19 protein-coding genes are annotated in these 22,394 nt (G+C 68.0%); 6 read left to right on the top strand and 13 right to left on the bottom strand.

All coding sequences use genetic code 11. The features are described from left to right. Positions 1-15 precede the first annotated feature (15 nt). Genes ntrC through dusB form a run of 3 tightly spaced genes read right to left on the bottom strand, consistent with a single transcriptional unit; the run spans position 16 to position 3,532 of the window. The gene (gene ntrC / locus SAZ01S_RS05640; protein WP_084580887.1) at positions 16-1,452 is read right to left on the bottom strand and encodes a nitrogen regulation protein NR(I); all 1,437 of its coding nucleotides are present in this window, start codon (positions 1,450-1,452) and stop codon (positions 16-18) included. Next, positions 1,449-2,558 carry a two-component system sensor histidine kinase NtrB gene (locus tag SAZ01S_RS05635; protein ID WP_084580885.1) on the bottom strand — a complete coding sequence of 370 codons (1,110 nt, stop codon included), beginning with the start codon at positions 2,556-2,558 and terminating at the stop codon, positions 1,449-1,451. Before SAZ01S_RS05635 ends, ntrC begins: the two co-directional genes overlap by 4 nt. Further along, complete coding sequence (dusB, locus tag SAZ01S_RS05630; protein ID WP_084580883.1) at positions 2,534-3,532, bottom strand: tRNA dihydrouridine synthase DusB; 999 nt, start codon at positions 3,530-3,532, stop codon at positions 2,534-2,536. The genes SAZ01S_RS05635 and dusB overlap by 25 nt, the downstream gene beginning before the upstream one ends. Before the next feature lie 282 nt (positions 3,533-3,814). On the opposite strand from dusB, the gene SAZ01S_RS05625 reads away from it, so the two are divergent. Then, positions 3,815-4,972 (top strand): bifunctional 2-C-methyl-D-erythritol 4-phosphate cytidylyltransferase/2-C-methyl-D-erythritol 2,4-cyclodiphosphate synthase, encoded by a 1,158-nt coding sequence (locus tag SAZ01S_RS05625; protein WP_084580881.1) that lies wholly within the window; start codon positions 3,815-3,817, stop codon positions 4,970-4,972. A 40-nt stretch (positions 4,973-5,012) separates the two neighbouring features. Beyond that, positions 5,013-5,540: a CinA family protein gene (locus SAZ01S_RS05620; RefSeq protein WP_084580879.1), complete on the top strand. Its 528-nt coding sequence runs from the start codon at positions 5,013-5,015 to the stop codon at positions 5,538-5,540. On the opposite strand, the gene SAZ01S_RS05615 is transcribed toward SAZ01S_RS05620, so the two are convergent. Both SAZ01S_RS05615 and lipA read right to left on the bottom strand, forming a co-directional pair. After that, positions 5,474-5,962 (bottom strand): type II toxin-antitoxin system RatA family toxin, encoded by a 489-nt coding sequence (locus SAZ01S_RS05615; protein ID WP_084580877.1) that lies wholly within the window; start codon positions 5,960-5,962, stop codon positions 5,474-5,476. The two genes, SAZ01S_RS05620 and SAZ01S_RS05615, sit on opposite strands and share 67 nt — an antisense overlap. Next, positions 5,962-6,894 (bottom strand): lipoyl synthase, encoded by a 933-nt coding sequence (lipA, locus tag SAZ01S_RS05610; protein WP_084580875.1) that lies wholly within the window; start codon positions 6,892-6,894, stop codon positions 5,962-5,964. Before lipA ends, SAZ01S_RS05615 begins: the two co-directional genes overlap by 1 nt. 130 nt (positions 6,895-7,024) lie before the next feature. Here lipA and SAZ01S_RS05605 point away from each other — a divergent pair, with 130 nt between their 5' ends. After that, positions 7,025-7,654 carry a carbonic anhydrase gene (locus SAZ01S_RS05605; protein WP_084580873.1) on the top strand — a complete coding sequence of 210 codons (630 nt, stop codon included), beginning with the start codon at positions 7,025-7,027 and terminating at the stop codon, positions 7,652-7,654. A 173-nt stretch (positions 7,655-7,827) separates the two neighbouring features. Here SAZ01S_RS05605 and SAZ01S_RS05600 read toward each other — a convergent pair whose 3' ends face one another. The 3 genes from SAZ01S_RS05600 to aspS are packed head-to-tail and all read right to left on the bottom strand — an operon-like array spanning position 7,828 to position 11,447. Next, positions 7,828-8,604 (bottom strand): polyphosphate kinase 2 family protein, encoded by a 777-nt coding sequence (locus SAZ01S_RS05600; RefSeq protein WP_084580871.1) that lies wholly within the window; start codon positions 8,602-8,604, stop codon positions 7,828-7,830. Between the two features lie 8 nt (positions 8,605-8,612). Continuing rightward, entirely contained in the window at positions 8,613-9,629 is a 1,017-nt protein-coding gene (locus SAZ01S_RS05595; protein ID WP_084580869.1) for a 2-hydroxyacid dehydrogenase, read from the bottom strand. 15 nt (positions 9,630-9,644) lie between these two features. Continuing rightward, positions 9,645-11,447 (bottom strand): aspartate--tRNA ligase, encoded by a 1,803-nt coding sequence (gene aspS / locus SAZ01S_RS05590; protein ID WP_084580867.1) that lies wholly within the window; start codon positions 11,445-11,447, stop codon positions 9,645-9,647. A gap of 146 nt (positions 11,448-11,593) precedes the next feature. On the opposite strand from aspS, the gene rnd reads away from it, so the two are divergent. Both rnd and SAZ01S_RS05580 read left to right on the top strand, forming a co-directional pair. Continuing rightward, positions 11,594-12,769, top strand: coding sequence for a ribonuclease D (rnd, locus tag SAZ01S_RS05585; protein ID WP_084580865.1), 1,176 nt, complete (start codon positions 11,594-11,596; stop codon positions 12,767-12,769). After that, the gene (locus SAZ01S_RS05580; protein ID WP_084580864.1) at positions 12,766-13,056 is read left to right on the top strand and encodes an I78 family peptidase inhibitor; all 291 of its coding nucleotides are present in this window, start codon (positions 12,766-12,768) and stop codon (positions 13,054-13,056) included. The genes rnd and SAZ01S_RS05580 overlap by 4 nt, the downstream gene beginning before the upstream one ends. Positions 13,057-13,063: 7 nt before the next feature. Here the strand turns inward: SAZ01S_RS05580 and SAZ01S_RS05575 are convergent, their stop codons facing one another. After that, positions 13,064-14,296 (bottom strand): SAM-dependent methyltransferase, encoded by a 1,233-nt coding sequence (locus tag SAZ01S_RS05575; RefSeq protein WP_084581118.1) that lies wholly within the window; start codon positions 14,294-14,296, stop codon positions 13,064-13,066. Between the two features lie 40 nt (positions 14,297-14,336). Further along, entirely contained in the window at positions 14,337-15,710 is a 1,374-nt protein-coding gene (locus tag SAZ01S_RS05570) for a cryptochrome/photolyase family protein (protein ID WP_084580862.1), read from the bottom strand. Between the two features lie 113 nt (positions 15,711-15,823). On the opposite strand from SAZ01S_RS05570, the gene SAZ01S_RS05565 reads away from it, so the two are divergent. After that, complete coding sequence (locus SAZ01S_RS05565) at positions 15,824-16,708, top strand: diacylglycerol/lipid kinase family protein (RefSeq protein ID WP_084580860.1); 885 nt, start codon at positions 15,824-15,826, stop codon at positions 16,706-16,708. 150 nt (positions 16,709-16,858) lie between these two features. On the opposite strand, the gene SAZ01S_RS05560 is transcribed toward SAZ01S_RS05565, so the two are convergent. From SAZ01S_RS05560 to SAZ01S_RS05550, 3 genes are read right to left on the bottom strand one after another with little or no spacing between them, the layout of a single operon-like run. Further along, positions 16,859-19,543 (bottom strand): valine--tRNA ligase, encoded by a 2,685-nt coding sequence (locus tag SAZ01S_RS05560; protein WP_084580858.1) that lies wholly within the window; start codon positions 19,541-19,543, stop codon positions 16,859-16,861. Positions 19,544-19,598: 55 nt separating this feature from the next. Beyond that, entirely contained in the window at positions 19,599-19,952 is a 354-nt protein-coding gene (locus SAZ01S_RS05555; RefSeq protein WP_084580856.1) for a response regulator, read from the bottom strand. Positions 19,953-19,991: 39 nt separating this feature from the next. Next, positions 19,992-22,382, bottom strand: coding sequence for a hybrid sensor histidine kinase/response regulator (locus tag SAZ01S_RS05550; protein WP_084580854.1), 2,391 nt, complete (start codon positions 22,380-22,382; stop codon positions 19,992-19,994). Positions 22,383-22,394: the final 12 nt, after the last annotated feature.

Raw genomic sequence — 22,394 nt, 5'->3', positions numbered from 1 at the left:
GCGCAGGGGCCGCGCTCAGCTGATCGGATCGTCCCCCCGGGCGGAAATGCCCAGCGTGTCCAGTCGCTTGCGCAGCGTGTTGCGATTGATGCCGAGCGCTCGTGCGGCGCGCAGCTGGTTCTGCTGGTGGCGCGCAAGCATCATCTCGATCAGCGGCCGCTCCACCTCGCCGATGATGCGATCGTAGAGCGTGCCGTCGTCGAGCGCGCGTGGTTCCTCCAGCGCGATCCGTTCGAGCCGGGCCCGGATCGCCGCCTCGATCCCGGCGTCGCGCACGATCGGCAGCACGCCGCCGTCCCCCAGTACGCGACGCAGCGCGGCCGCATCGATCCACTCGTCGCGCGACAGCGCGGCGATTCGGCGCATCAGGTTTTCAAGCTCGCGGACATTGCCCGGCCAGTCGAGCGTCTCGAGCAGCGCCACCGCATCCTTGTCGAGCTGCTTGCGCGGCAGGCCGTCTTCGACAGCCCGGTCGAGAAAATGGCGGGCGAGCAGCGAGATGTCCTGCCGGCGTTCACGCAGCGCGGGCAGGCTGATCGGCACCACGTTCAGCCGGTAGAACAGGTCCTCGCGGAACTGCCCCGCCTGCACCAGCTGAGCGAGATCCTTGTTGGTCGCCGCGACGATCCGGACATCTGCCCGGATCGTCCGCGCACCGCCGACGGTGGTGAACTCGCCCGATTGCAGCACGCGGAGCAGCCGGGTCTGCGCGTCCATCGGCATGTCGCCGATCTCGTCGAGGAACAGCGTGCCGCCGGCCGCCTGCTCGAACTTGCCCGCGACCCGCGCCTGCGCGCCGGTGAACGCGCCGCGCTCATGGCCGAACAGCTCGGCCTCGATCAGCTCGCGCGGGATCGCTGCCATGTTGAGCGCGACGAACGGCGCCCGCCGCCGCGGCCCCAGATCGTGAATCGCCTTGGCAACCAGTTCCTTGCCGGTGCCGGATTCGCCGCTGATCAGCACGGTCAGGTCGTTCGACACGACCCGGGCGATCACCCGGTACACTTCCTGCATCGCCGGCGAGCGGCCGATCAACGACGGGCCCCCGTCCTGAGCGTCATCCGGCTGGTCGGCAGGGCGGCGGCGACCTCGTGCCATCGCGCTCTGCACGGCGTGGGTCAGGGCATCGAGGTCGAACGGCTTGGGCAGATAGTCGAATGCGCCGACCTCGGTCGCCCGGACGGCGGTCGCCAGCGTGTTCTGCGCGGAAAAGACGATCACCGGCAGCGCCGGGTGCTCGGCCATCAGGCCGGAGACGACGTCCAGCCCGTTGCCGTCCGGCAGCACCACGTCGGTCACCAGCACATCGGGCACGCCCGTCGTCAGCGCGCGGCGCAGCTCGGCGACGCTGGCGGCGGTGGCAACCCGGTGCCCCTCTCGCTTGAGCGCGGCGGCAACCACCGTGCGAATCGCGGCGTCGTCGTCGACGACCAGAACCGAGCCCGGCGTCATGCCGTGGCTCGCGGCAACAGGATGCGGAACACCGTAACCTCCGGTTCGCGTTCGCGGGCATATTGGACGATCCCGCCCATGTCCCGCACCAGTTTCTCGACGAGCGGCAAGCCCAGCCCCTTGCCCTCCGGCTTGCCCGAGACGAACGGCTCGAACAGATGCTCGGCGATGTCGGCGGGGGCGCCGGGACCATTGTCCATCACGCAGATCTCGATCGGCAACGGCCGGCGCGGCTGGCCGGGACCGGCATTGACCGACATGCCGTGGCGGAAGGCGGTCGACAGGATGATCCGCGGCTGGGCGAGGCCCTTCAGTGCCTCGGCCGCATTCTTGAGCAGGTTGATCAGCACCTGCAGGAAGGCGTCGCGATCCACCAGCACCGGCGGCAGCGAGGGATCGAACCATTCCTCGATCACGATCCCGCGCGCAAAGCCCGCCAGCGCGACGCGGCGGCCGTGGTCGAGCAGCGGGTAGATGTTGGTCGGGGCGAGGTCGAGCGGCCGGGTGTCGGTGAAATCCTGCATCCGGTCGATCAGCGCGGCGATGCGGTCGACTTCGGTGGTGATCAGGCGGGTGAGCTCGGCATTGGTATCGGGATCGCTGCCGGTCTGGAGCAGCTGTGCCGCCCCGCGAATGCCCGACAGCGGGTTCTTGATCTCGTGCCCCAGCATCGCCGCCGCCCCGATTGCCGCACGCGCGCCGGCGCTGCGATCGAGACCATGCCCCATCTTGCGCGCCTGGGGGGCGTGGTGGAGTGTCACGATCCGCCAGCCGGGATGATCGGGCACCTGGCTTTCTAGGAAATCCACGCGCAACCGCGAGCCGCGCACCGCCTCGATCTCCGCATCGAACGCCGCGAAGCCGCGCCCGTCGCGCCGATCGGCATAGTCCTCGGGCGGCAGCAGCACCGCGTCATAGGGCTGGCCGACCATGCTGGTCTCGCTATGGTTGAGCAGCACCTCACAAGCCGGGTTGGCATGCGCGATCCGCCCGTCGGGGTCGAGCACCAGCACCGCCACAGGCAGCGCGCCGAACAGCTCGGCGAAGTTCGGTCCTTCGACCGCCTGGGGGCGAAACCGCCTCAGGCCGCCGCGCGGGAAAGCCACGGCTCGTAGAACTCCGCCAGCATGTCGAGCACCTTCACCGGATCGACGACCTGGTTGACCTTGTTGCGGAACTCGGCCGAACCGTGCAGCCCCTTGGTGTACCAGCCGAGATGCTTGCGCATCATGTTGACGCCCACCTCGTTGCCGTAATGGCCGAGCGTCTCGACATAATGCTCGGTGATCACGCGATATTGTTCTTCGATCGAAGGCTCGGGCTTGTCGCCCTTGGCCGTAAGCGCGTCCATCACCTGGCGGAGGATCCATGGCTTGCCATAGGCGCCGCGGCCGATCATCACGCCGTCCGCGCCCGATTGCGCCAGCGCCTCGCGGGCATCGGCCACCGAGCAGATGTCGCCATTGACGATCACCGGGATCGAGACGGCGTCTTTCACCCGTCGCACGAAGCTCCAGTCGGCCGAGCCGCGATACATCTGGTTGCGGGTGCGGCCATGAACCGTCACCAGCTTCGCGCCGAGATCCTGGGCGATCTTGGCGAGCTCGGGGGCGTTGAGGCTGTCGAGATCCCAGCCCATCCGCATCTTGACCGTCACCGGCGCCTTCACCGCATCGACACAGGCGCGGATGATCGCGCCGGCATGATCGAGGTCGCGCATCAGCGCCGAGCCGGCGTCGCCGTTGGTCACCTTGCGGACCGGGCAGCCCATGTTGATGTCGATGATCGACGCGCCGCGATCCTCGTTGAGCTTGGCCGCTTCGGCCATCTCGTGGGGCGTGCAGCCGACGAGCTGCATCGAGACGGGCTCCTCGATCGGGTCCCAGGCCGCCTTCTGCACCGATTGCCGGGTCTCGCGGATCGCGGCAGCGCTGGCGATCATCTCGGTGACGTTGAGGCCCGAACCGAAGCGCCGCACCGCCCGCCGGAACGGCAGATCGGTAACGCCGGTCATCGGCGCAAGCAGCACCGGGGCTTCGACCGTGACGGGGCCGATCTGGATGGGGGCGAGTTCGCGCATCAATTCTGCCTGAAAATCAGGCAGCGCATGTAGCGATCATGGACCGGAAGGGCAAGGTGCCGCAAATTCCTCCCCGGCGCGGGGAGGGGGACCGCGCGGCGCAGCCGCGTGGTGGAGGGGCCGCGCCGTCAGGCGCGGGACTCGGTGGCCTCGCAGGGACACCGCCGCGTGCCGCGGCGGCCCCTCCACCATATTGCTGGCGCAAATGGTCCCCCTCCCCGTGCCGGGGAGGAATTGGGTCGGCCCTACCGTTGCCCCCTAAACTCGGCTAGGCGCTCCGCCATGACCGCGTTCAGGACCGCCGCCATCCTCCTCGCCGCCGGCAGCGGCACCCGCGCCGGCGGCAGCGTGCCCAAGCAATATGCCCTGCTCGGCGGCAAGCCGCTGCTCGCCTATGCGCACCAGGCGCTGCGCAGCCACCCGAAGATCGACGCGGTGCTGACCGTGATCGGCGAAGGCCAGGAGGCACTGCTCGACGCCGCGCTGGGCACCACGCCTTTCGTTACCGGCGGTCCGACGCGGCGCGAGTCGGTCCGAAACGGGCTAGAGGCGCTGCTTGCCGGCGGCTTCACCCATGTCCTGATCCACGACGCGGCTCGCCCCTTCCTGCCGGCCCGCGTGATCGACGACCTGTTGACCAGCCTCGGAACGAGCGGCGGGGCGATCCCTGCCCTTCCCGTCGCCGACACGCTCGTCCGCGGCGAAGGCGACCTGATAGGCGACACCGTCCCCCGCGACGCTCTCTACCGTGTCCAGACCCCGCAGGCCTTTGCCTTTGACGCCATCCTCGACGCACACCGCCGCTGGCCCGCCGAGGCAGAGGCGACCGACGACGCCCAGATGCTGCGCGCGATCGGCGGCCAGGTCGCGCTCGTCCCCGGAGACCCGATGCTCGAAAAGATCACCCATCCCACCGACTTTGCCGCCGCCGAGGCGCGCCTTGCCTCGACGATGCGCGTGCGCACCGCGACCGGCTATGACGTCCACCGCTTCGCGGAGGGCGAGGCGCTGTGGCTGGGCGGCGTGCGCGTGCCCCACAGCAAGGGCCTGTCGGGCCATAGCGATGCCGATGTGGCGCTCCACGCGATCACCGACGCACTGCTCGGCACGATCGGCGCGGGTGACATCGGCATGCACTTCCCGCCCAGCGACCCGCAATGGCGCGGCGCGGCCTCGGCCCGCTTCCTCGAACATGCCGCCGCGCTGGTCACAGCCGAGGGCGGCATCCTCGACTTCGTCGACCTGACGCTGATCTGCGAGGCGCCGAAGATCGGCCCGCACCGCGAGGCGATCCGCGCCTCGATCGCGGCGATCCTCGGTCTCGACCCGGGACAGGTGAGCGTGAAAGCCACCACCACCGAACGGCTGGGTTTCACCGGCCGCGGCGAGGGCATGGCGGCGCAGGCTGTCGCAACCGTACGGGTGCCTGCAAGGAACTGACTCGTACAACCCATCATCCAATGGCAAGGGGGCTGCCGTTATGGACACGATTCTTCCCACCGAGCTCGTAGAAGCCGCGCGTAAGGTCATCGACGCCAACCGCGCCGCCGGCCGCCGCGTCGCCGTTGCCGAGAGCTGCACCGGCGGCCTGGTCTCCGCCGCGCTGACCGAATTGCCGGGTTCGTCCGACGTTTTCGACGCCGGCTTCGTCACCTATTCCAACGACGCCAAGATGGACGTGCTGAAGGTGAGCCTCGACGTGCTCGAAACCTTCGGCGCCGTCTCGATCGCGGTCGCCTGGAGCATGGCGCAGGGCGTGCTCGAGCGGACCAAGGCCGATGTCGCCGTCGCGATCACCGGTATCGCCGGACCGGGCGGGGCGACCGAGAACAAGCCGGTCGGCACCGTCGTCTTCGCCCAGGCGATCCGCGGCGCCGATCCCAAGCATGTCGTCGCCGACGCGCGCCTGTTCGAAAACAACGGTCGCGGCGGCATCCGCCTTCAGGCGGCGTTGTGCGCGCTCGACTTGCTGATGCCGGAACCCGCGGCACCCGTCGAAGAGGCATAAAGCTTCGCCGCGCGCTCCTCGAACGCTCCGATCATCTTGCGGAGCGCGCGGTCGAACACCTGGCCGGCCAGCATCTCGAACACCCGGTTCTTGAACGCGAAGTCGACGCAGAAATCGACGTAACAGCCGCCCTGCCCGTCCGGCCGGAACTTCCAGTCGTTCGACAGATGCTTGAGCGGCCCGTCGACATATTCGACATGGACGGTCTCGGGCCGCGCCTTGGTGACGCGCGAGGTGAAGGTCTCGCGCAGGCTCTTGAAGCCGACGATCATGTCCGCGACGACCTGCGTGTCGCTCGACGAGCGGACGCGCATCGCGCTCACCCAGGGCAGGAACTCGGGGTAGCGCGCGACATCCGCCACCAGATCGAACATCTGTTCCGGCGTATAGGGAAGCTGCCGGGTTTCGCTGTGCTTGGGCATCAGGCCTTGGCGCTCGCCTTCGCCAGCTTGGCCTCGCGGGCCGCGCGCATCTCGGCGAAATCCTCGCCGGCGTGATAGCTGGAGCGCGTGAGCGGCGACGAGGCGACCTGCAGGAATCCCTTGGCCCGCGCGATTGCGCCATAGGCCTGGAAGTTCTGCGGGGTCACGAACTCCTCGACCTTGGCGTGCTTGGGCGTCGGCTGGAGATACTGGCCCATGGTCAGGAAATCGATGTCGGCCGAGCGCATGTCGTCCATCACCTGATGGACCTCCAGGCGCTGCTCGCCAAGGCCCAGCATGATGCCCGACTTGGTGAAGATCGACGGATCGAGCCGCTTCACCGTCTCCAGCAGACGCAGCGACGCATAATAGCGCGCGCCCGGGCGGATCATCGGATAGAGCCGCGGGACGGTTTCAAGGTTGTGATTGTACACGTCCGGCCGCGCCGCGACGATCGCCTCGATAGCGGCTTCGTGCTTGTTGCGGAAATCGGGGGTCAGGATCTCGATCGTGGTGGTCGGGCTCGCGCTCCGGATCGCCTCGATCACCTTGACGAACTGGCTGGCACCGCCGTCCGGCAGGTCGTCGCGATCCACCGAGGTGATCACGATATGCTCCAGGCCCATCTGCAGCGCCGCCTCGGCGACATGCTGGGGCTCGAGCGGATCGACCTTGCGCGGCATGCCGGTCTTGACGTTGCAGAAGCGGCAGGCGCGCGTGCAGACGTCGCCCAGGATCATCACCGTCGCGTGCTTCTTGGTCCAGCACTCGCCGATGTTCGGACAGGCGGCCTCCTCGCAAACCGTGTTGAGGCTCTTGGAGCGCATCAGGGCGCGGGTCTTGGCGAACCCTTCCGAGGTGGGGGCCTTGACGCGGATCCAGTCGGGCTTGCGGACGCGCTCGGGGCGCGGCAGCGGAGTCTGCTCGTTCATGGGGGGCAGATAGAGCGCCGAAACGCGTTTCGCCAGCCCCGGAAATTGCGCATGGCGTTGCAGGGAGCGTAAGTTGCCCGTGAACGTTGGGGCGGTCGACAAGTTCAAAAAGGATGGATAGGCGAAACGAATGGCTGGATTCGACGCACTCCTCAGCGGCTATCGCCGCTTCCGCACCGAAGGCTGGAGCACCCAGCGTGCCCGCTGGGCCGAACTGTCCGAGGGCCAGAGCCCGAAGGTGATGGTGATCGCCTGTTCGGACAGCCGGGTCGACCCGGCGCAGATCTTCGACACCTCGCCGGGCGAGATCTTCGTCGTCCGCAACGTTGCCAATCTGGTGCCCCCCTTCGAGACCGGCGGCGGGCGCCACGGCGTGTCCGCGGCGCTCGAGTTCGCGGTGACGCAACTCGAAGTGCCGGAAATCGTCGTGATGGGCCACGGCGCCTGTGGCGGCGCGCATGCCGCGCTCACCCAGCGCTTCGCCGACGCCGAACAGGGCGAAGGCGGGTTCATCGCGCACTGGGTCGACATGCTCGACGAAGCGCGGGACAAGGTCCGTGCCGAGCATGGGGATGGCCCGGAAGCGGTCCGCGCGATGGAGCAGGAGACCGTCCGCGTGTCGATGCGCAACCTGCGGACCTTCCCGTTCGTCGCCGAGCGCGAGGCGGCGGGCAAGCTGACTATCCACGGCGCCTATTTCGCGATTGCCGATGGCGTGCTGCACGTGCTGGGCGACGACGGCAGCTTCGCGGCGGCGTGACTTCTAAACTCCTCCCCGGCACGGGGAGGGGGACCGCCGCCGAAGACGGTGGTGGAGGGGCAGCGCAGGAGGCGCGGTCTTTCGAGAGCTTCAGGTTCTACCGCCGCTAGCGCGGCGGCCCCTCCACCATGCTGCGCATGGTCCCCCTCCCCGTGCCGGGGAGGAGTTCAGGGCTAAAACTTCCCCAGCGCTTCCTTCGCCGCCTTCGCCACTGCGGCGTCCAGCTCCGGCGGCACCATCGGGACATGCTTTTCCAGCTGGTCAGCGATCGCGGTCAGCGCCGCGATCCGCGCGGCCTTCTTGTTGTTCCCGTCGATCACCGTCCAGCGCGCGTGCGGCGTGTCGGTCTCGCGGAACATCGCGTGCATCGCCTCGAGATAATCGGCGCGGCGCGCGCGGTTGCGGAAATCCTCCGGGCTGATCTTCCAGCGCTTCCATGGATGCGTCACCCGGTCGCGCAGGCGCTTGTCCTGGGTCTTCTGCGTCACGTGGAGGAAGATCTTGACCAGCGTCGCGCCGTTGTTGACTTGCTGCGCCTCGAAATCGTTGATCTCGGCATAGCCGCGCCGCCACTCGGCCTCGCTGGCAAAGCCCTCGACCCGCTCGACCAGCACGCGGCCATACCAGGTGCGATCGAATACCGCGATATTGTGCTGCGCCGGCAACCGCTGCCAGAAGCGCCAGAGGAAATGATGCGACAGCTCCTCCTGGGTCGGCGCCGAGATCGGCCAGACTTCGAAGTAGCGCGGGTCCCATTCGGCGGTCAGGCGCTTGATCACCCCGCCCTTCCCCGCCGCGTCCCAGCCCTCGAACGCCACGATCGCGCGGCGCTTGTGGACGATATGCGCGGTCTGGATGTGGCTCAGCCGCTTCTGGAGCTTGGCAAGTTCGGCTTCGTAGTCGCCTTCGAAGGAGTCGCCGGCCTCGTAGTCGGAAAGATCGATCGTCATGGGAGCCCCTAACGTGCAGGCGCAATCAAGGCTGCATCGACCCGGTTGGCGAGCGGTCGACCGGCCGCGAAATCGGCGATGCTGGCCAGCGTCGTCTCGGCGATCGCCGACAGCGCTTCTTCGGTAAGAAAGGCCTGGTGGCCAGTGATCAGCACGTTAGGGAAGGTGAGCAGCCGCTGGAACTGGTCGTCGGCGATGATCTCGTTGGAGAGATCCTCGAAGAACAGGTCCGCCTCCTGCTCGTACACGTCGAGCGCCACCGCCCGCACCTTGCGCGACTTCAGCCCCTCGATCAGCGCGGCCGTATCGATCAGCGCGCCGCGGCTGGTGTTGACGATCACCAGCCCGTCTCGCGCTTCCGCGATCACCTGTGCGTCGATCAGGCGGTGCGTATCGGGCGTCAGCGGACAATGCAGCGTGACGATCTCGGCGGTGCGCAGCAGCTCCTCTCGGGCCACGTAGCGGACACCGATCGCCTCCAGTTCCGGATCGGCATGGAGGTCGCTCGCCAGCACGGTGCAGCCGAACCCGGCGCACATCGCGCGGGCGACCAGCGCGCCGATCTTGCCGGTGCCGACCACGCCCACCGTCCGCCCCTGCAGGTTGCGCCCGATCAGGCCATCGAGAGCGAAGTTGTTTTCGCGTACCCGCGACCAGGCGCGCGGAATGGCGCGGTCGACCGCGAGCAGCAGCCCGACGGTGAACTCGGCCACGGCGTTCGGCGAATAGGCGGGTACGCGCACCACCGTGATGCCGAGCCGGCCTGCCGCCGCGAGGTCGACATTGTTGAAGCCGGCGCAGCGCAGCGCCACCAGCCGCACGCCGACCTTGGCCAGCGCCTCCAGCACGTCGGCATCCACCAAGTCGTTGACGAACACGCACACCGCCGCGTGCCCCGCTGCCAGCGGGGCGGACACCGCATCGAGGCGGGGGTCGAGGAAGGTCAGGTCATGGCCGAAGCGGGCATTGGCTTCGGCAAGAAAGCGGCGGTCATAGGCCTTGGTGTTGAACACCGCGACGCGCATGACCGCCCTGCTCGCTCAGCCGGCCTTCGGGCCGTCGACGCCCGGCGCCAGGCGGATGTGCAGTTCCTTGAGCTGCTTGTCGCTGACGGCCGACGGCGCGTGCATCATCAGGTCCTCGGCCTTCTGCGTCATCGGGAAGGCGATCACCTCGCGGATGTTCGGCTCGTCGGCGAGCAGCATCACGATGCGGTCGACACCCGGGGCCGAACCGCCATGCGGCGGTGCGCCGAACTTGAAGGCGTTGATCATGCCCGAGAAGTTGGTGTCGACATCGGCCTGGGTATAGCCGGCGATCTCGAACGCCTTGTACATGATCTCCGGCTTGTGGTTCCGGATCGCGCCCGAGGACAGCTCGATGCCGTTGCAGACGATGTCGTACTGATAGGCGAGGATGTCGAGCGGATCCTTGGTCTCCAGCGCCTCCAGCTCGCCCTGCGGCATCGAGAAGGGGTTGTGGCTGAAGTCGATCTTCTTCGCGTCCTCGTCATATTCGAACATCGGGAAGTCGACGATCCAGCAGAACTCGAAGCGCTTCTTGTCGATCAGCTCCAGCTGCTCGGCGGCGCGGGTGCGCGCCAGGCCCGCGAGCTTGGCCGCCTGCGCTTCCTTGCCCGCGGCGAAGAAGATGCCGTCGTTCGGGCCCAGGCCCATCGCCTCGGCAATCGCCTTCATGCCGTCCTGGCCATGGTTGTTGGCGATCGGGCCGCCGAACACGCCGTCCTTCTGCGTCGCATAACCGAGGCCCGGGAAGCCCTCGCTCTGCGCCCAGCTGTTCATGTCGTCGAAGAACTTGCGGCTCTTCTCGTGGGTGCCCGGCGCCGGGATCGCACGGACGACGTCGCCGCCTTCCACGATCGAGGCAAAGCGCCCGAAGCCCGAGCCCTTGAAGAAGTCCGACACGTCGGTGATGACCAGCGGGTTGCGCAGGTCCGGCTTGTCGTTGCCGTACTTGAGCATCGATTCGCGGTACGGGATGCGCTTGAACGGCAGCGCGCTGACGCTGCGGCCCATGCCCTCCCAGTCGGCGAACTCCTCGAACACGCCGTGGAGCACCGGCTCGATCGCGGCGAACACGTCGTCCTGGGTGACGAAGCTCATCTCGAAATCGAGCTGGTAGAATTCACCCGGCGAACGGTCGGCGCGGGCGTCCTCGTCGCGGAAGCAGGGCGCGATCTGGAAATAGCGGTCGAAGCCGGCGACCATCAGCAGCTGCTTGAACATCTGCGGCGCCTGCGGGAGCGCGTAGAACTTGCCCGGATGGACGCGGCTGGGGACGAGATAGTCGCGCGCGCCCTCGGGGCTCGACGCGGTAAGGATCGGCGTCTGGAACTCGGTGAAGCCCTGGTCGATCATCCGGCGGCGGAGCGACGCGATCACGTTCGAGCGCAGCAGGATGTTCTTGTGGACTTTCTCGCGGCGGAGATCGAGATAGCGGTTCCGCAGGCGGATCTCTTCCGGATATTCCTGCTCGCCGAACACCGGCATCGGCAGATCGGCGGCGGCGGACTGGACGGTCACTTCGGCCGCGCGGACCTCGATCTCGCCGGTCGGCAGATTGGCGTTCACCACGCTGGCATCGCGCGCGACGACCGTGCCGGTGACGGTGATCACCGATTCGGAGCGCAGCGACTCGATCGCGTCGAAGGCCGGGCCGCTCGCGTCGGTGACGATCTGGGTGATGCCGTAATGGTCGCGCAGGTCGACGAACACCAGGTCGCCATGGTCGCGCTTGCGGTGCACCCAGCCCGACAGGCGGACGGTTTGCCCGACGTCCGCGGAGCGGAGCTGGGCGCAGGTGTGCGTGCGATAGGCGTGCATGATGCGGTTCTTCTCACCTTGGCGTCTTCCCGCCACGCTTGGCGGTGCCGGAACGAGCCGGCGCGACGATATTGAAACACTATGACCGCGCGCATTCCGGTTAGACCCCACTTTTGTCAACCCGAAGACCGGTATATGGGCATGCGATGCACATTCATGGTCTGATCGAAGACAGCGTCACCCTCGCCGAACTCTGCAAACGCCTCGCGCAGTCCGACTTCATCACGGTCGACACCGAGTTCATGCGCGAAAACAGCTACTGGCCCGAGCTCTGCCTGATTCAGGTGGCCAACGACAAGGAGGCCGCGGCGATCGATCCCAAGGCCCCCGATCTCGACATGGGGCCGCTGCTCGACCTGCTGACCGACAACGAGGACGTGCTCAAGGTCTTTCACGCCGGCGGCCAGGACATCGAGATCGTCTACAACCTTACCGGCAAGACGCCCCACCCGATGTTCGACACCCAGGTCGCCGCGATGGCGCTCGGCCAGGGCGAACAGATCGGCTATTCCAACCTCGTCGACACCTATCTCGGCATCGTCGTCGACAAGGGCGCGCGCTTCACCGACTGGGCCCGCCGCCCGCTCGACAAGCGCCAGATCGATTACGCGATCGCCGACGTGACGCATCTCTCGAAGATCTTCCCCAAGATGCTGGAGAAGCTGCGCAAGTCCGGCCGCGGTGTGTGGCTGGACCAGGAGATGGAGCGGATCTCCGACCCCGAAAACTATCGCAACGATCCCGACCAGGTGTGGCAGCGCGTCCGCATCAACAGCCGCAAGCCCGAGGTGCTCGGCCGCCTCAAGGCGCTGGCCCGCTGGCGCGAGCTCGAGGCGCAGGGCAAGGACCTGCCGCGCGGGCGCATCGTCAAGGACGAGACGCTCGCCGATCTTGCCGCCAACCCGCCGCGCAAGCAGAGCGATCTCGCCAAGGTCCGCGGTCTTTCCGCCGCCTGGGCCGGCAACGATATCGGCGGGCGGATGATGGCGGCAATCGCCGACGCCAAGCCTATGCCCGCGAACGAGATGCCCGGCCGCGAGGAGCGCAAGCCGGCGCTGGGCAAGGACGGCGCGCTGGTCGCCGATCTGCTCAAGCTGCTGCTCAAGATCCGCGCCAAGGAAGTCAACGTCGCCCCGCGCCTGCTCGCCCGCTCCGAGGACCTCGAGGCGCTGGCCGCCGGGGTCCGCGACGGACTGCCGATCCTGGAAGGCTGGCGCTACGAGCAGTTCGGCCAGGACGCGCTGGCGCTGGTCGAGGGCCAACTCGCCTTCGCGGTGCGCAACGGCAAGCTCAAGATGAGCCGGACGGAAGAACCCGCATGATCGCCCGCCTTGCGCTCCTCGCCCTGGTTACCGGCGCGGCAGGCTGTGCCCCGCAGAAGAAGGCCGACCCGATCCCGGCGGTGGTGGAGTGCGATGCGAATCGCGTGCTCTTCCTCAAGGGGAAAGCGCGAGCCACCGTCGATCCAAGCGAGGCGCTGCGCCATTCGGGTGCCCGGACGCTACGCTGGATCGAGCCGGGTTCGGCGGTGACGATGGACTTCCGCGTCGACCGGCTCAACCTGCATGTCGACAAGGCCGGCATCGTCACCGACGCACGTTGCGGCTGAGGCGGGGTCAACCCCGCTTGACCAGGGTCACCTGGATCACGTCGATCCCGCCGCCCCGGAAGCCGCCCTCGCAATACATCAGATAGTAGCGCCACAGCCGCACGAACCGCTCGTCGAACTGCGCCGGCAGCAGGCCCGCTGCCGCGGCCGCGTCAAAGCGCTCGCGCCAGCGCCGCAGCGTTTCCGCATAGTCGAGCCCGAAGGCATGGCGGTCGCGCCATTCCAGCCCCGCGGCCTCGGCCAGCGCGCGGAACTCGCTTTCCTTGAGCAGCATGCCGCCGGGGAAGACATAGGTCTGGATGAAATCGACGTTGCGGGCATAGCCCTCGAACATCGCATCGTCGAAGGTGATGACCTGCAGCGCCGCGCGTCCGCCGGGCTTCAGCGCGCGGGCGATGGCGGCGGCATAGGCCGGCCAGAATTCGCGCCCGACCGCCTCGGCCATCTCGATACTGGCGACCGCGTCATACTGGCCGGTCACGTCGCGATAATCGGTGAGGCTGAAGCGCGCGCCGTCCATCCCGGTGGTGCGCGCCTCCGCCCAGGCCTTTTGCTCGGTGGACAGCGTGATGCCGTGCAGCTTGCGTCCCTGCCGCAGCGCCAGCGCCGCGAACGAGCCCCAGCCGCAACCGATCTCCAGGATGGTGTCGCCAGGCTTGGTGCCGGTGCGATCGAGGATCGCCTGCAGCTTGCGGTCCTGCGCCGCGTCGAGCCCCTCCTCCGCGTCGCGGAAGAGCGCGCTCGAATAGCTCATGCCGGGATCGAGCCAGCAGGTGTAGAAATCGTTGCCGAGGTCGTAGTGGAAGGCGATGTTCTTGCGCGAGCCGCTGCGATGGTTGCGCCGCATCCAGTGCATCAGCCGCCGTGGCAACAGCGAGAGCCCGCGCGAGCGGGCCTGCGCTGCCAGCCCGGCGCGATTGCGGCTGAAAAGTGCGAACAGGTGCACCGGATCGGGGCTCGACCATTCGCCCTTGTCCCACGCCTCGTACCAGCCGGCCGAGCCCCCCGTCGCCAGCCGCACCAGCGCCCGCCAGCTCTGCAGCGTCACCACCGCGTTCGGCCCGGCCGCCCCGCCCCCGAGCAGGCGTACCTGGCCGTCGGGCGTGAACACCTCGAGGCTGCCTTCGGCGATGCCGCGATCGAGCCGGTCGAGCTGCCGATGAAAGAAATTGCCGAAAAGGCTCAATAGGCCGGAGCCGCGCGCGGCGACTCGCACCCGATCCTGCACCGGAGCGTTCATGCGCCGCTTCATGCACGGCTGCAGCGCCGGAGCAAGCCCTTCAGCCGAGCGCCCGCCCCGCGGCGAGCGCCCGTTCCCGGGCATCGCGGTGGTTGATCCGCTTGGGCGGATAGGTGTGCGGCCGGCATCCCGCCGCCTCGGGATCGTGGATCGCGCTATCGGGAAGCGCGGCCAGTTCGGGCACCCACTGGCGGATATAGCCCGCCGCATCGAACTTCTCGGATTGGGACAGCGGCGCCATCACCCGGCTCCATTGGCTCGAGTCGAGGCCCGAGCCGGAGACCCATTGCCAGTTCACCGCATTGTTCCCGTAATCGGCATCGACCAGCGTGTCCCAGAACCAGCGTTCGCCCTCGCGCCAGTCGATCAGCAGATGCTTGATCAGGAAGCTCGCCGCGATCATCCGCACGCGATTGTGCATCCAGCCGCTCGCCCAGAGCTGGCGCATGCCGGCATCGACGATCGGATAGCCGGTCTGGCCGCGTTGCCAGGCGCGGAGATCGGCCCTGGCGTCCCGGCCGCTGCGCCAATTCATCTTGTCGAACGCGGGGCGGCCGTTCTTCGCCGCATAGTCGGGAAACTGGCATATCAGGTTCTGGGTGAAGTCACGCCAGCCCAGCTCGCGGAGATATTCCTCGACCTGCCCGCCGGCATCCTCGACCGCATGCCACACCTGCGCCGGCGAGATCTCGCCGAAATGGAGGTGCGGCGACAGCCGCGAGCTGCCTTCGATCGAGGGCAGGTTGCGGGTGTCGTCATAGCGGGCGGCATGGTCCTGGAAGCGCCGGAGCCGCTGGTGTGCGCCGGCCTCGCCGGGGGTCCATTCCGCGCGAAAGCCGCCGGCCCAGTCGGGCTTGGTGGGCAGCAGGTCCCAGTCTTCCAGCGTGTCGCTCTTCGGCCATTTGGACGGGGCGCCGATCTTCTGCGGCACCCGCAGCGGCGGTGCCGGGGGCAAGCGCTCGCGCAGCGCCCGCCAGAAGGGCGTGAAGATCTTGTACGGCTTGCCCGCCCCCGTGGTCACCGCGCCCGGCGGCAGCAGGTAATTGCCGTCGTGGCAGCAGAGCGTCAGCCGCTGCGCCACCGCGCGCTCGGCATTGCGCCACCAGGGCTCGTAGTGACGGACGCAGTGGACGGTAGTCGCGCCGGTCTCCTCGGCGAGTTGCGCCAGCTCTTCGTCACTCTTGCCCCGTCGAAGGACGAGCCGCGCCCCCTTCTCGCGCAGCGCGGTGTCGAGCGCTGCCAGGCTTTGATGCAGCCACCAGCGCGAGGCGCCGCCCATCGCGCGATGCTTCGCCGTCTCGTCGTCCAGCACATAGACCGGGATCACCGCCCCTTCCTCCACCGCGGCAACGAGCGCGGGTTGATCGGCAAGGCGGAGATCGCGGCGGAACCAGAGCAGGACGGGTGCGGTCATAGGCGCACAAACGCGCAAGTGCGGACCAAGGCCACCTGTCCGCTGGATCAGGGGGCATGGACCCGATCGGCAACCGCGGGCGTTACGCTTCCGTCATCAATCGAGGGGCTCCCATGGCATTCACATCGGCGGCGATGGTCGTCAACACCAAGTCCCGCCACGGCCAGGACTGGTTCGACCGCGCCTGCGCCCGCTTCGGCGAGCAGGACATGCCCGTCGATGCCCATGCGGTGGAAGATCCCGACCAGCTCGAGGCGACGCTGGAAAAGGCGCTGGCGAAAAAGCCCGAGCTGGTGATCCTGGGCGGCGGCGACGGCACGATCAGCGGGCTGGTCGACACGCTGGTCGGCAAGGGCGTGACGCTGGGCGTGCTGCCGCTCGGCACCGCCAACAGCTTCGCCCGCTCGCTCGGCATTCCGCTCGACGTGGACGGCGCGGTCGACGCGATCCTCAAGGGTCAGCCGAAACGGATCGACCTCGGCATGATCGACGACGATTATTACGCCAGCACCGCCGCGATCGGCCTGTCGCCGCAGATCGCCGAGACCGTGCCGCACAACGCCAAGCGCTGGTTCGGGCGGATGGGCTATCTCAGCTGGGCGGCGCTGCAGTTCGTCAAGTTCAGGCCGTTCACGGTGATCGTCGGCGAGGGCAAGGATGCCAAGCGCCTGCGCGCGGTGGAGGTGCGGATCTCGAACGGGCCGTTTCATGGCGGCACCGAGCTGGTCGACGAGGCCGGCGTCGCCTCGGGCGAGATCGTAGTGCAAGTGGTGAAGGGCCCGACCAAGTCGCGACTGGTACGCAACTGGGCGGCCTCGGTGCTGCGGCTCGAGGCGCGCAAGGAGGATACCGTCACCTTCCGGGGCAAGTCGCTGCGGGTGGCGACCGAGCCGTCGCTGCCGATCTCGATCGACGGCGAGGTGCTGGCGAAGACACCGGTGACGGCGAAGGTGGCGCCGGCGGTGATCGAGGTGATGGTGCCGCAGGCGGCGGGGTAGCTTGGGAGAGTCACCCTCACCCTCCCATCGCTAGCGCGATGGGCCCCTCCCTCTCCCGCAGGCGGGAGAGGGGTTACATGTCCCTCTCCCGCCTGCGGGAGAGGGAGGGAGCCGCGAAGCGGCGGAAGGGTGAGGGTGAGTCGGGCTAGATCACCCCAACCGCGCCAGCGCCGCCGAAAGCCGCTCGGCCTCGGCCGCCTTCTCGGCATGATCCGCCCGCGCCTTCTCGACCGCCTCGGGCTTGGCCCGCTCTACGAAGCTCGGATTGCCGAGCCGCCCCGCCAGCCCGTCGCGCTCCTTCTCGGCCGCTGCGATCGCCTTGGTGAGACGGGCGCGCTCGGCCTCCAGATCGACCACGTCGCCCAACGGCATCACGAACGTCGCTTCGTCGACTACCAGCTGCAGCGCACCACCCGCAGGCGCGTCGCCCTGCGCCTGATCGACGCGACCCAGCCGCGCCAACGCCGCTTCCTGCCCGATCAGCCGCGCAGCCGTTTCCGCCGAAGCCTCGCGCACGTGCAGCGCCAGCCGCGCGCCCGGCGGCACGTTGAGCTCGGTCCGCGCTGCGCGGATCTCGCTCACCAGCCGGATCAGCCAGTCGATCTCCTGCGCGGCCGACGGATCGAGCGCGCGCGCATCCGCCATCGGCCACTTGGCGACGATCAGGTCATGGTCGCGCGGGCCCATCTTCGACCACAGCTCTTCGGTGATGAAGGGCATGAACGGGTGGAGCATGACGAGGATCTGGTCGAGCACCCAGCCAGCCACCGCGCGGGTTTCCTCGGCATCCGCCGCGGCGACGCCCTCGCCCTGCAGCACCGGCTTGATCAGCTCGAGATACCAGTCGCAGAAGCGGCTCCACACGAACTGGTAGATGCTGTTCGCCGCCTCGTCGAAGCGCAGATCGGCCAGGGCCAAGTCCAGCGCCTGCACCGTCGCGATGGTTTCCGCTATGATCCAACGGTTTACCGCCAGTTCCGCCGTCGGCGCCTCAAGCTGCTTGCTCGCCGCGATGCCGTTGGCCTGGCAGAAGCGCGCGGCGTTCCACAGCTTGGTCGCGAAGTTGCGATAGCCCTCGAGCCGCTTCTCATCCATCTTGATGTCGCGGCCCTGGCTCTCCATCGCCGCCATGAAAAAGCGCAGCGCATCGGCGCCATACTTGTCGATCATGCCCAGCGGATCGACTGTGTTGCCCTTGGACTTGGACATCTTCTGCCCGTCCGCCGCTCGGACAAGACCGTGGAGATACAAGGTCTTGAACGGCACCTCTTCCATGAAGTGCAAACCCTGCATCATCATCCGCGCATCCCAGAAGAACAGGATGTCGAAGCCGGAAATGAGCACATCGTTCGAATAGCGACCGCCGAGCGTGGGGTCGCTGTTCTCCGGCCAGCCGAGCGTCGCGAACGGCCACAGCGCCGAGGAGAACCAGGTGTCGAGCACGTCGGGATCGCGGGTGAGGGCGACGCCCTCCCCGGCCTGGGCCTGCGCCTCTTCCTCGGTCTCGGCGACATAGGCCTTGCCGTCGGCGTCGAACCACGCGGGGATGCGATGGCCCCACCAAAGCTGGCGGCTGACGCACCAGGGCTGGATGTTCTCCATCCAGTTGAAGTACGTCTTTTCCCAGCTCTTCGGCACGATCTTGGTCGCGCCCGAGCGGACCGCCTCGATCGCCGGCTTGGCGAGCGTCGCGGCATCGACATACCATTGGTCGGTCAGCCACGGCTCGATCACCTGGCCCGAACGGTCGCCATAGGGAGTCTGGATCGTGCGCGGCTCGGCGTCGTGCTCGGCGCCTTCCTTGTCGACGAAGGGTACGAGGAAGCCCTCGTCCTTCAGCCGCGCGACGATCGCCTTGCGGGCCTCGAAGCGATCGAGCCCGATCAGTTCGGCGGGCACCAGCCCGTCCTGCGTCTGGCAGATCGCCGCCTTGGCATCGAGCATGTTGAGCATCTCGCCGGCCTTGATGCCAGCGCGAACTCCAACCTCGAAGTCATTGAAATCATGGCCCGGCGTGATCTTCACCGCACCCGAACCAAGTTCCGGATCGGCATGCTCGTCGCCGACGATCGGAATCAGGCGGCCGGTGATCGGGAGCCGAACCTGCTTGCCGATCAGCGCCTTGTAGCGCTCGTCCTCTGGATGGACGGCCACGGCCATGTCGGCCAGCATCGTCTCGGGCCGGGTCGTCGCGACCTGGATGAAGCCCGAGCCGTCCGCCAGCGGATAGCGCAGGTGCCAGAAACTGCCGCGGACTTCCTTGGTCTCGACCTCGAGGTCCGAGATCGCGGTGCCGAGGCCCGGATCCCAGTTCACCAGGCGCTTGTCGCGGTAGAGCAGGCCCTGGCGATGCAGCTCGACGAACACCTTGAGGACGGCCTTGGAGAAGCCCTCGTCCATGGTGAAGCGCTCGTTCGCCCAGTCCATCGAGCAGCCGAGCCGGCGCAGCTGGCGGGTGATCTGCCCGCCGCTCTCGGCCTTCCACTCCCACACCTTGTCGACGAACGCCTCGCGGGTGAAGTCTGTGCGCTTGCTGCCGGCGGCGTTGAGCTGTCGCTCGACCACCATCTGCGTCGCGATGCCGGCATGGTCGGTGCCGACCACCCAGCGCGCGTCCTTGCCCTTCAGCCGCGCATGGCGGACGAGGATGTCCTGCAGCGTGTTGTCGAGCGCGTGGCCGATGTGGAGGCTGCCCGTCACGTTGGGCGGCGGGTTGACGATCGTCCAAGGCTCAGCGCCGGCGCGCTCGGGGCGGAACAGGCCTTCGTCCTCCCAATGGGCGTACCAGCGGGATTCGATGTCGGCGGGGTCGAAGGTCTTGGGGAGTTCGGTCATGGTGACAGGGGCTTTAGCGTCGCCCCTGCCCTGCGCACAACCCTAAGCGAAGGGTTCAGCTCAGGCTGCTGAGTACCTTGTCGACACGGTCCAGCGTGAACGGCTTGGAGAGCACCGGGCGGTCGCGGTGCGACTGCGCGATGCTGTCGTCGGCACCGCCGGTCGCCAGCACGAACGGGATGCCGAGTTCGGCGAGCTTGTCGGCGATCGGCCAGCTCTGCTCGCCGCCGCGCAGGTTGACGTCGAGGATCGCCGCATCGATGCCGCCCGCGCCGATCCGGTCGAGCGCCTCGGCGACATTGTCCGCCGTGCCCGCCGGCACCCGGTCGAGCGCGTCGAGGAAATCCTCGAGCATCATGGCAATCAACGGCTCGTCTTCGACGATGAGAATGTTACGCGGACCCTGCATGCGTCCCCCTTTGCAGGAAAATGGTTTCATGCCAAGCACTTATTTGGTCACCAGGATCTCCTGCACCGCTTCTGCAAGTTGTTGCACGGAAAAGGGTTTCGGCAGGAAGGCGACATTGTCGAGATCGATCGAGCGGCGCAATTGTTCCTCCGCATAGCCCGACATGAACAGGATCGGAAGGTCCGGCCAACGATCGCGGACCTTGCGCGCCATGCTGGGCCCATCCATCACCGGCATTACGACGTCGGAAACCAGCAGGTCGGGCTTGTCCATCGTCTCGATCGTTTCCAGCGCGACTTCGCCATTTTCGGCGGTGACCACCGAATAGCCTTGCCGGGTGAGCGCGCGCTCGGCGATGGCGCGCACCATGTCCTCGTCCTCGACGACGAGGATCGTGCCGGTGCCCCACAGATCGGCCGGCTTGTCCTTGGTCACCGGCAGCTTGGCGACCGCGGCTTCGGGCGCGGTGTGGACGGGGAGGTAGATGGTGAAGGCGGCGCCCGCATCGGGAACATTCTCGGCGAAGATATAGCCGCCCGACTGCTTGATGATGCCGTAGACGGTCGACAGACCGAGCCCGGTGCCCTTGCCGACTTCCTTGGTGGTGAAGAACGGCTCCCAGATCTTGGGCAGGATCTCCGGGGGAATGCCGGTGCCGGTGTCCGAGATGCGCAAGGCGGTATAGTCGCCGACCGGCAGCACGTCGTCGTCCATCCGGCGCACATCGGCGGCGGAGACGGCGAGCGTCTCGATGGTCAGCGATCCGCCGCCGCTGGGGTTCTTGCTCAGCATCGCGTCGCGCGCGTTGACCGCGAGGTTGACGACGACCTGCTCGAGCTGGCCCGGATCGGCGCGCACCGGGCCCAGATTGCGGCCATGCTTGACGTCGAGCGACACCGTCTCGCCGAGCAGCCGCTTCAGCAGGTTGGAAACTTCGGAGATGATGTCGGGCAACTGCAGCACCTGCGGGCGCAGCGTCTGCTGGCGCGAAAAGGCGAGCAGCTGACGCGTCAGGCTGGCGGCGCGGTTCGAATTGGCGCGGATCTGCTGGATGTCGTCATAATCGCTGTCGCCGGGCGAATGGCGCATCAGCATCAGGTCGCAGTGGCCGATGATCGCGGTCAGGATGTTGTTGAAATCGTGCGCGACGCCGCCCGCCAGCTGGCCCACCGCCTGCATCTTGGTCGCCTGGGCGATCTGCCGCTTGAGCTTGCCCTCCTCGCCCGAATCGCGGAGGCTGAGCAGCACCGCGGCATCGGCAAGGCCGCGCGCGCCGGCGATGGTGATCGCCACCGGCTCTTCCGACGCGTCCTTCAGCCGCACGGTGATCTCGAGCGACTGCGGCGCGCCGCCGGCGAAGCGTCGCACCGCATCGGCCAGCGTCGCCTTGTCCTCGCGCACTACCAGATCGCCCGGATAGAGCGGCGGCGCGGCCGGGTTGACGCGCGCGGTGCGGACGAACGCGTCGTTCATCATCAGGAAGCGGCCGTCGCGATCGATCAGCGCCAGCCCCGTCGGCAACAGCGAGATCAGCGAATGGACATGCGCGGTGGCGCTGCCCCCCAAGGGCGCGCTGGTGATCGCCGCGGCCTCCTCGTCCAGCAGCGCGACGAGGAGCGGCGCTTCCTCGCCCTCAAGGAACGGGATCTGCAGCACGCGCAGCGGCGTGCCCTCGATGCCTTCGCGTTCGAAGCGGACCTGCCCGATCGAATCGGTGATCAGCAGCCGCGCGAAATCGCGGCCGTCGGCCATCAGCTCGGCACTGCCCAGGGCGCGGTGGCGAAACACCCGGTTGGCCGCGCGAATCCTGCCATCGGGGGCGACCAGCACCACCATCACGCCGGCGCCGCCCAGCCGGTCGCCGGTCGGGCCGACCAGCAGGCCCTGCATCTGCACCGCGAGATCGAGCGCGTGGATGCCGATGAACCGCCAGACCAGCGACTCGTCGCCGACCCGCGCGACCCGTACCGCCACCTGCGCGCCGAACACCTGGACGTCGCCGCAGCGACTCTCCCCGTCCCGCCATGCGGCGCGGGCGCAGGCGCCGAGCGCGCGCTCGCCCTCCTCGCCGATCGGCAGGTTGGGCGGCGTCGGCCAGCCGCCGAACAGCGCCTCGTAGCGCGGGTTGGCGCAGACCAGCCGGCCGCTGCGATCGGTCACCGCCAGGGCATCGTCGCTGGCCGAGGCGAGCGCGTGCGCGATCGCCCAATCGGTATAGCGCTCGACCGTCATCGGCGTGCGGAACAGCCGCGCGCTCGACAGGACCAGTCCGGTCGCGAGCACCGCGGCACCCAGGAAGCCCGCGGCGAGCGCGCGATCGTTGAGGCTGAACAGGATGAGGCCGGCGGCAGCGACGCCGGTGACGGCCGCTGCCGCCAGGGGCAGCAACAACGACGGCTTGGGCAGCTCGGCATCGGGCAGACTTGCCATGCGGTACCGTTG

Origin of the sequence: Sphingomonas azotifigens NBRC 15497 (assembly GCF_002091475.1) — a bacterium.
Taxonomy (GTDB): domain Bacteria; phylum Pseudomonadota; class Alphaproteobacteria; order Sphingomonadales; family Sphingomonadaceae; genus Sphingomonas; species Sphingomonas azotifigens.
Note: the sequence above shows the minus strand (reverse complement) of the source record. Positions and strands in the feature narration are given on the sequence as shown.

Bases quoted from the DNA above. Each gene is read 5' to 3' on its own strand.
- ntrC (WP_084580887.1), bottom strand. From the start codon at position 1,452: ATGACGCCGGGCTCGGTTCTGGTCGTCGACGACGACGCCGCGATTCGC.
- dusB (WP_084580883.1), bottom strand. From the start codon at position 3,532: ATGCGCGAACTCGCCCCCATCCAGATCGGCCCCGTCACGGTCGAAGCC.
- SAZ01S_RS05625 (WP_084580881.1), top strand. From the start codon at position 3,815: ATGACCGCGTTCAGGACCGCCGCCATCCTCCTCGCCGCCGGCAGCGGC.
- SAZ01S_RS05620 (WP_084580879.1), top strand. From the start codon at position 5,013: ATGGACACGATTCTTCCCACCGAGCTCGTAGAAGCCGCGCGTAAGGTC.
- SAZ01S_RS05615 (WP_084580877.1), bottom strand. From the start codon at position 5,962: ATGCCCAAGCACAGCGAAACCCGGCAGCTTCCCTATACGCCGGAACAG.
- lipA (WP_084580875.1), bottom strand. From the start codon at position 6,894: ATGAACGAGCAGACTCCGCTGCCGCGCCCCGAGCGCGTCCGCAAGCCC.
- SAZ01S_RS05605 (WP_084580873.1), top strand. From the start codon at position 7,025: ATGGCTGGATTCGACGCACTCCTCAGCGGCTATCGCCGCTTCCGCACC.
- SAZ01S_RS05600 (WP_084580871.1), bottom strand. From the start codon at position 8,604: ATGACGATCGATCTTTCCGACTACGAGGCCGGCGACTCCTTCGAAGGC.
- SAZ01S_RS05595 (WP_084580869.1), bottom strand. From the start codon at position 9,629: ATGCGCGTCGCGGTGTTCAACACCAAGGCCTATGACCGCCGCTTTCTT.
- aspS (WP_084580867.1), bottom strand. From the start codon at position 11,447: ATGCACGCCTATCGCACGCACACCTGCGCCCAGCTCCGCTCCGCGGAC.
- rnd (WP_084580865.1), top strand. From the start codon at position 11,594: ATGCACATTCATGGTCTGATCGAAGACAGCGTCACCCTCGCCGAACTC.
- SAZ01S_RS05580 (WP_084580864.1), top strand. From the start codon at position 12,766: ATGATCGCCCGCCTTGCGCTCCTCGCCCTGGTTACCGGCGCGGCAGGC.
- SAZ01S_RS05575 (WP_084581118.1), bottom strand. From the start codon at position 14,296: ATGAACGCTCCGGTGCAGGATCGGGTGCGAGTCGCCGCGCGCGGCTCC.
- SAZ01S_RS05570 (WP_084580862.1), bottom strand. From the start codon at position 15,710: ATGACCGCACCCGTCCTGCTCTGGTTCCGCCGCGATCTCCGCCTTGCC.
- SAZ01S_RS05565 (WP_084580860.1), top strand. From the start codon at position 15,824: ATGGCATTCACATCGGCGGCGATGGTCGTCAACACCAAGTCCCGCCAC.
- SAZ01S_RS05560 (WP_084580858.1), bottom strand. From the start codon at position 19,543: ATGACCGAACTCCCCAAGACCTTCGACCCCGCCGACATCGAATCCCGC.
- SAZ01S_RS05555 (WP_084580856.1), bottom strand. From the start codon at position 19,952: ATGCAGGGTCCGCGTAACATTCTCATCGTCGAAGACGAGCCGTTGATT.
- SAZ01S_RS05550 (WP_084580854.1), bottom strand. From the start codon at position 22,382: ATGGCAAGTCTGCCCGATGCCGAGCTGCCCAAGCCGTCGTTGTTGCTG.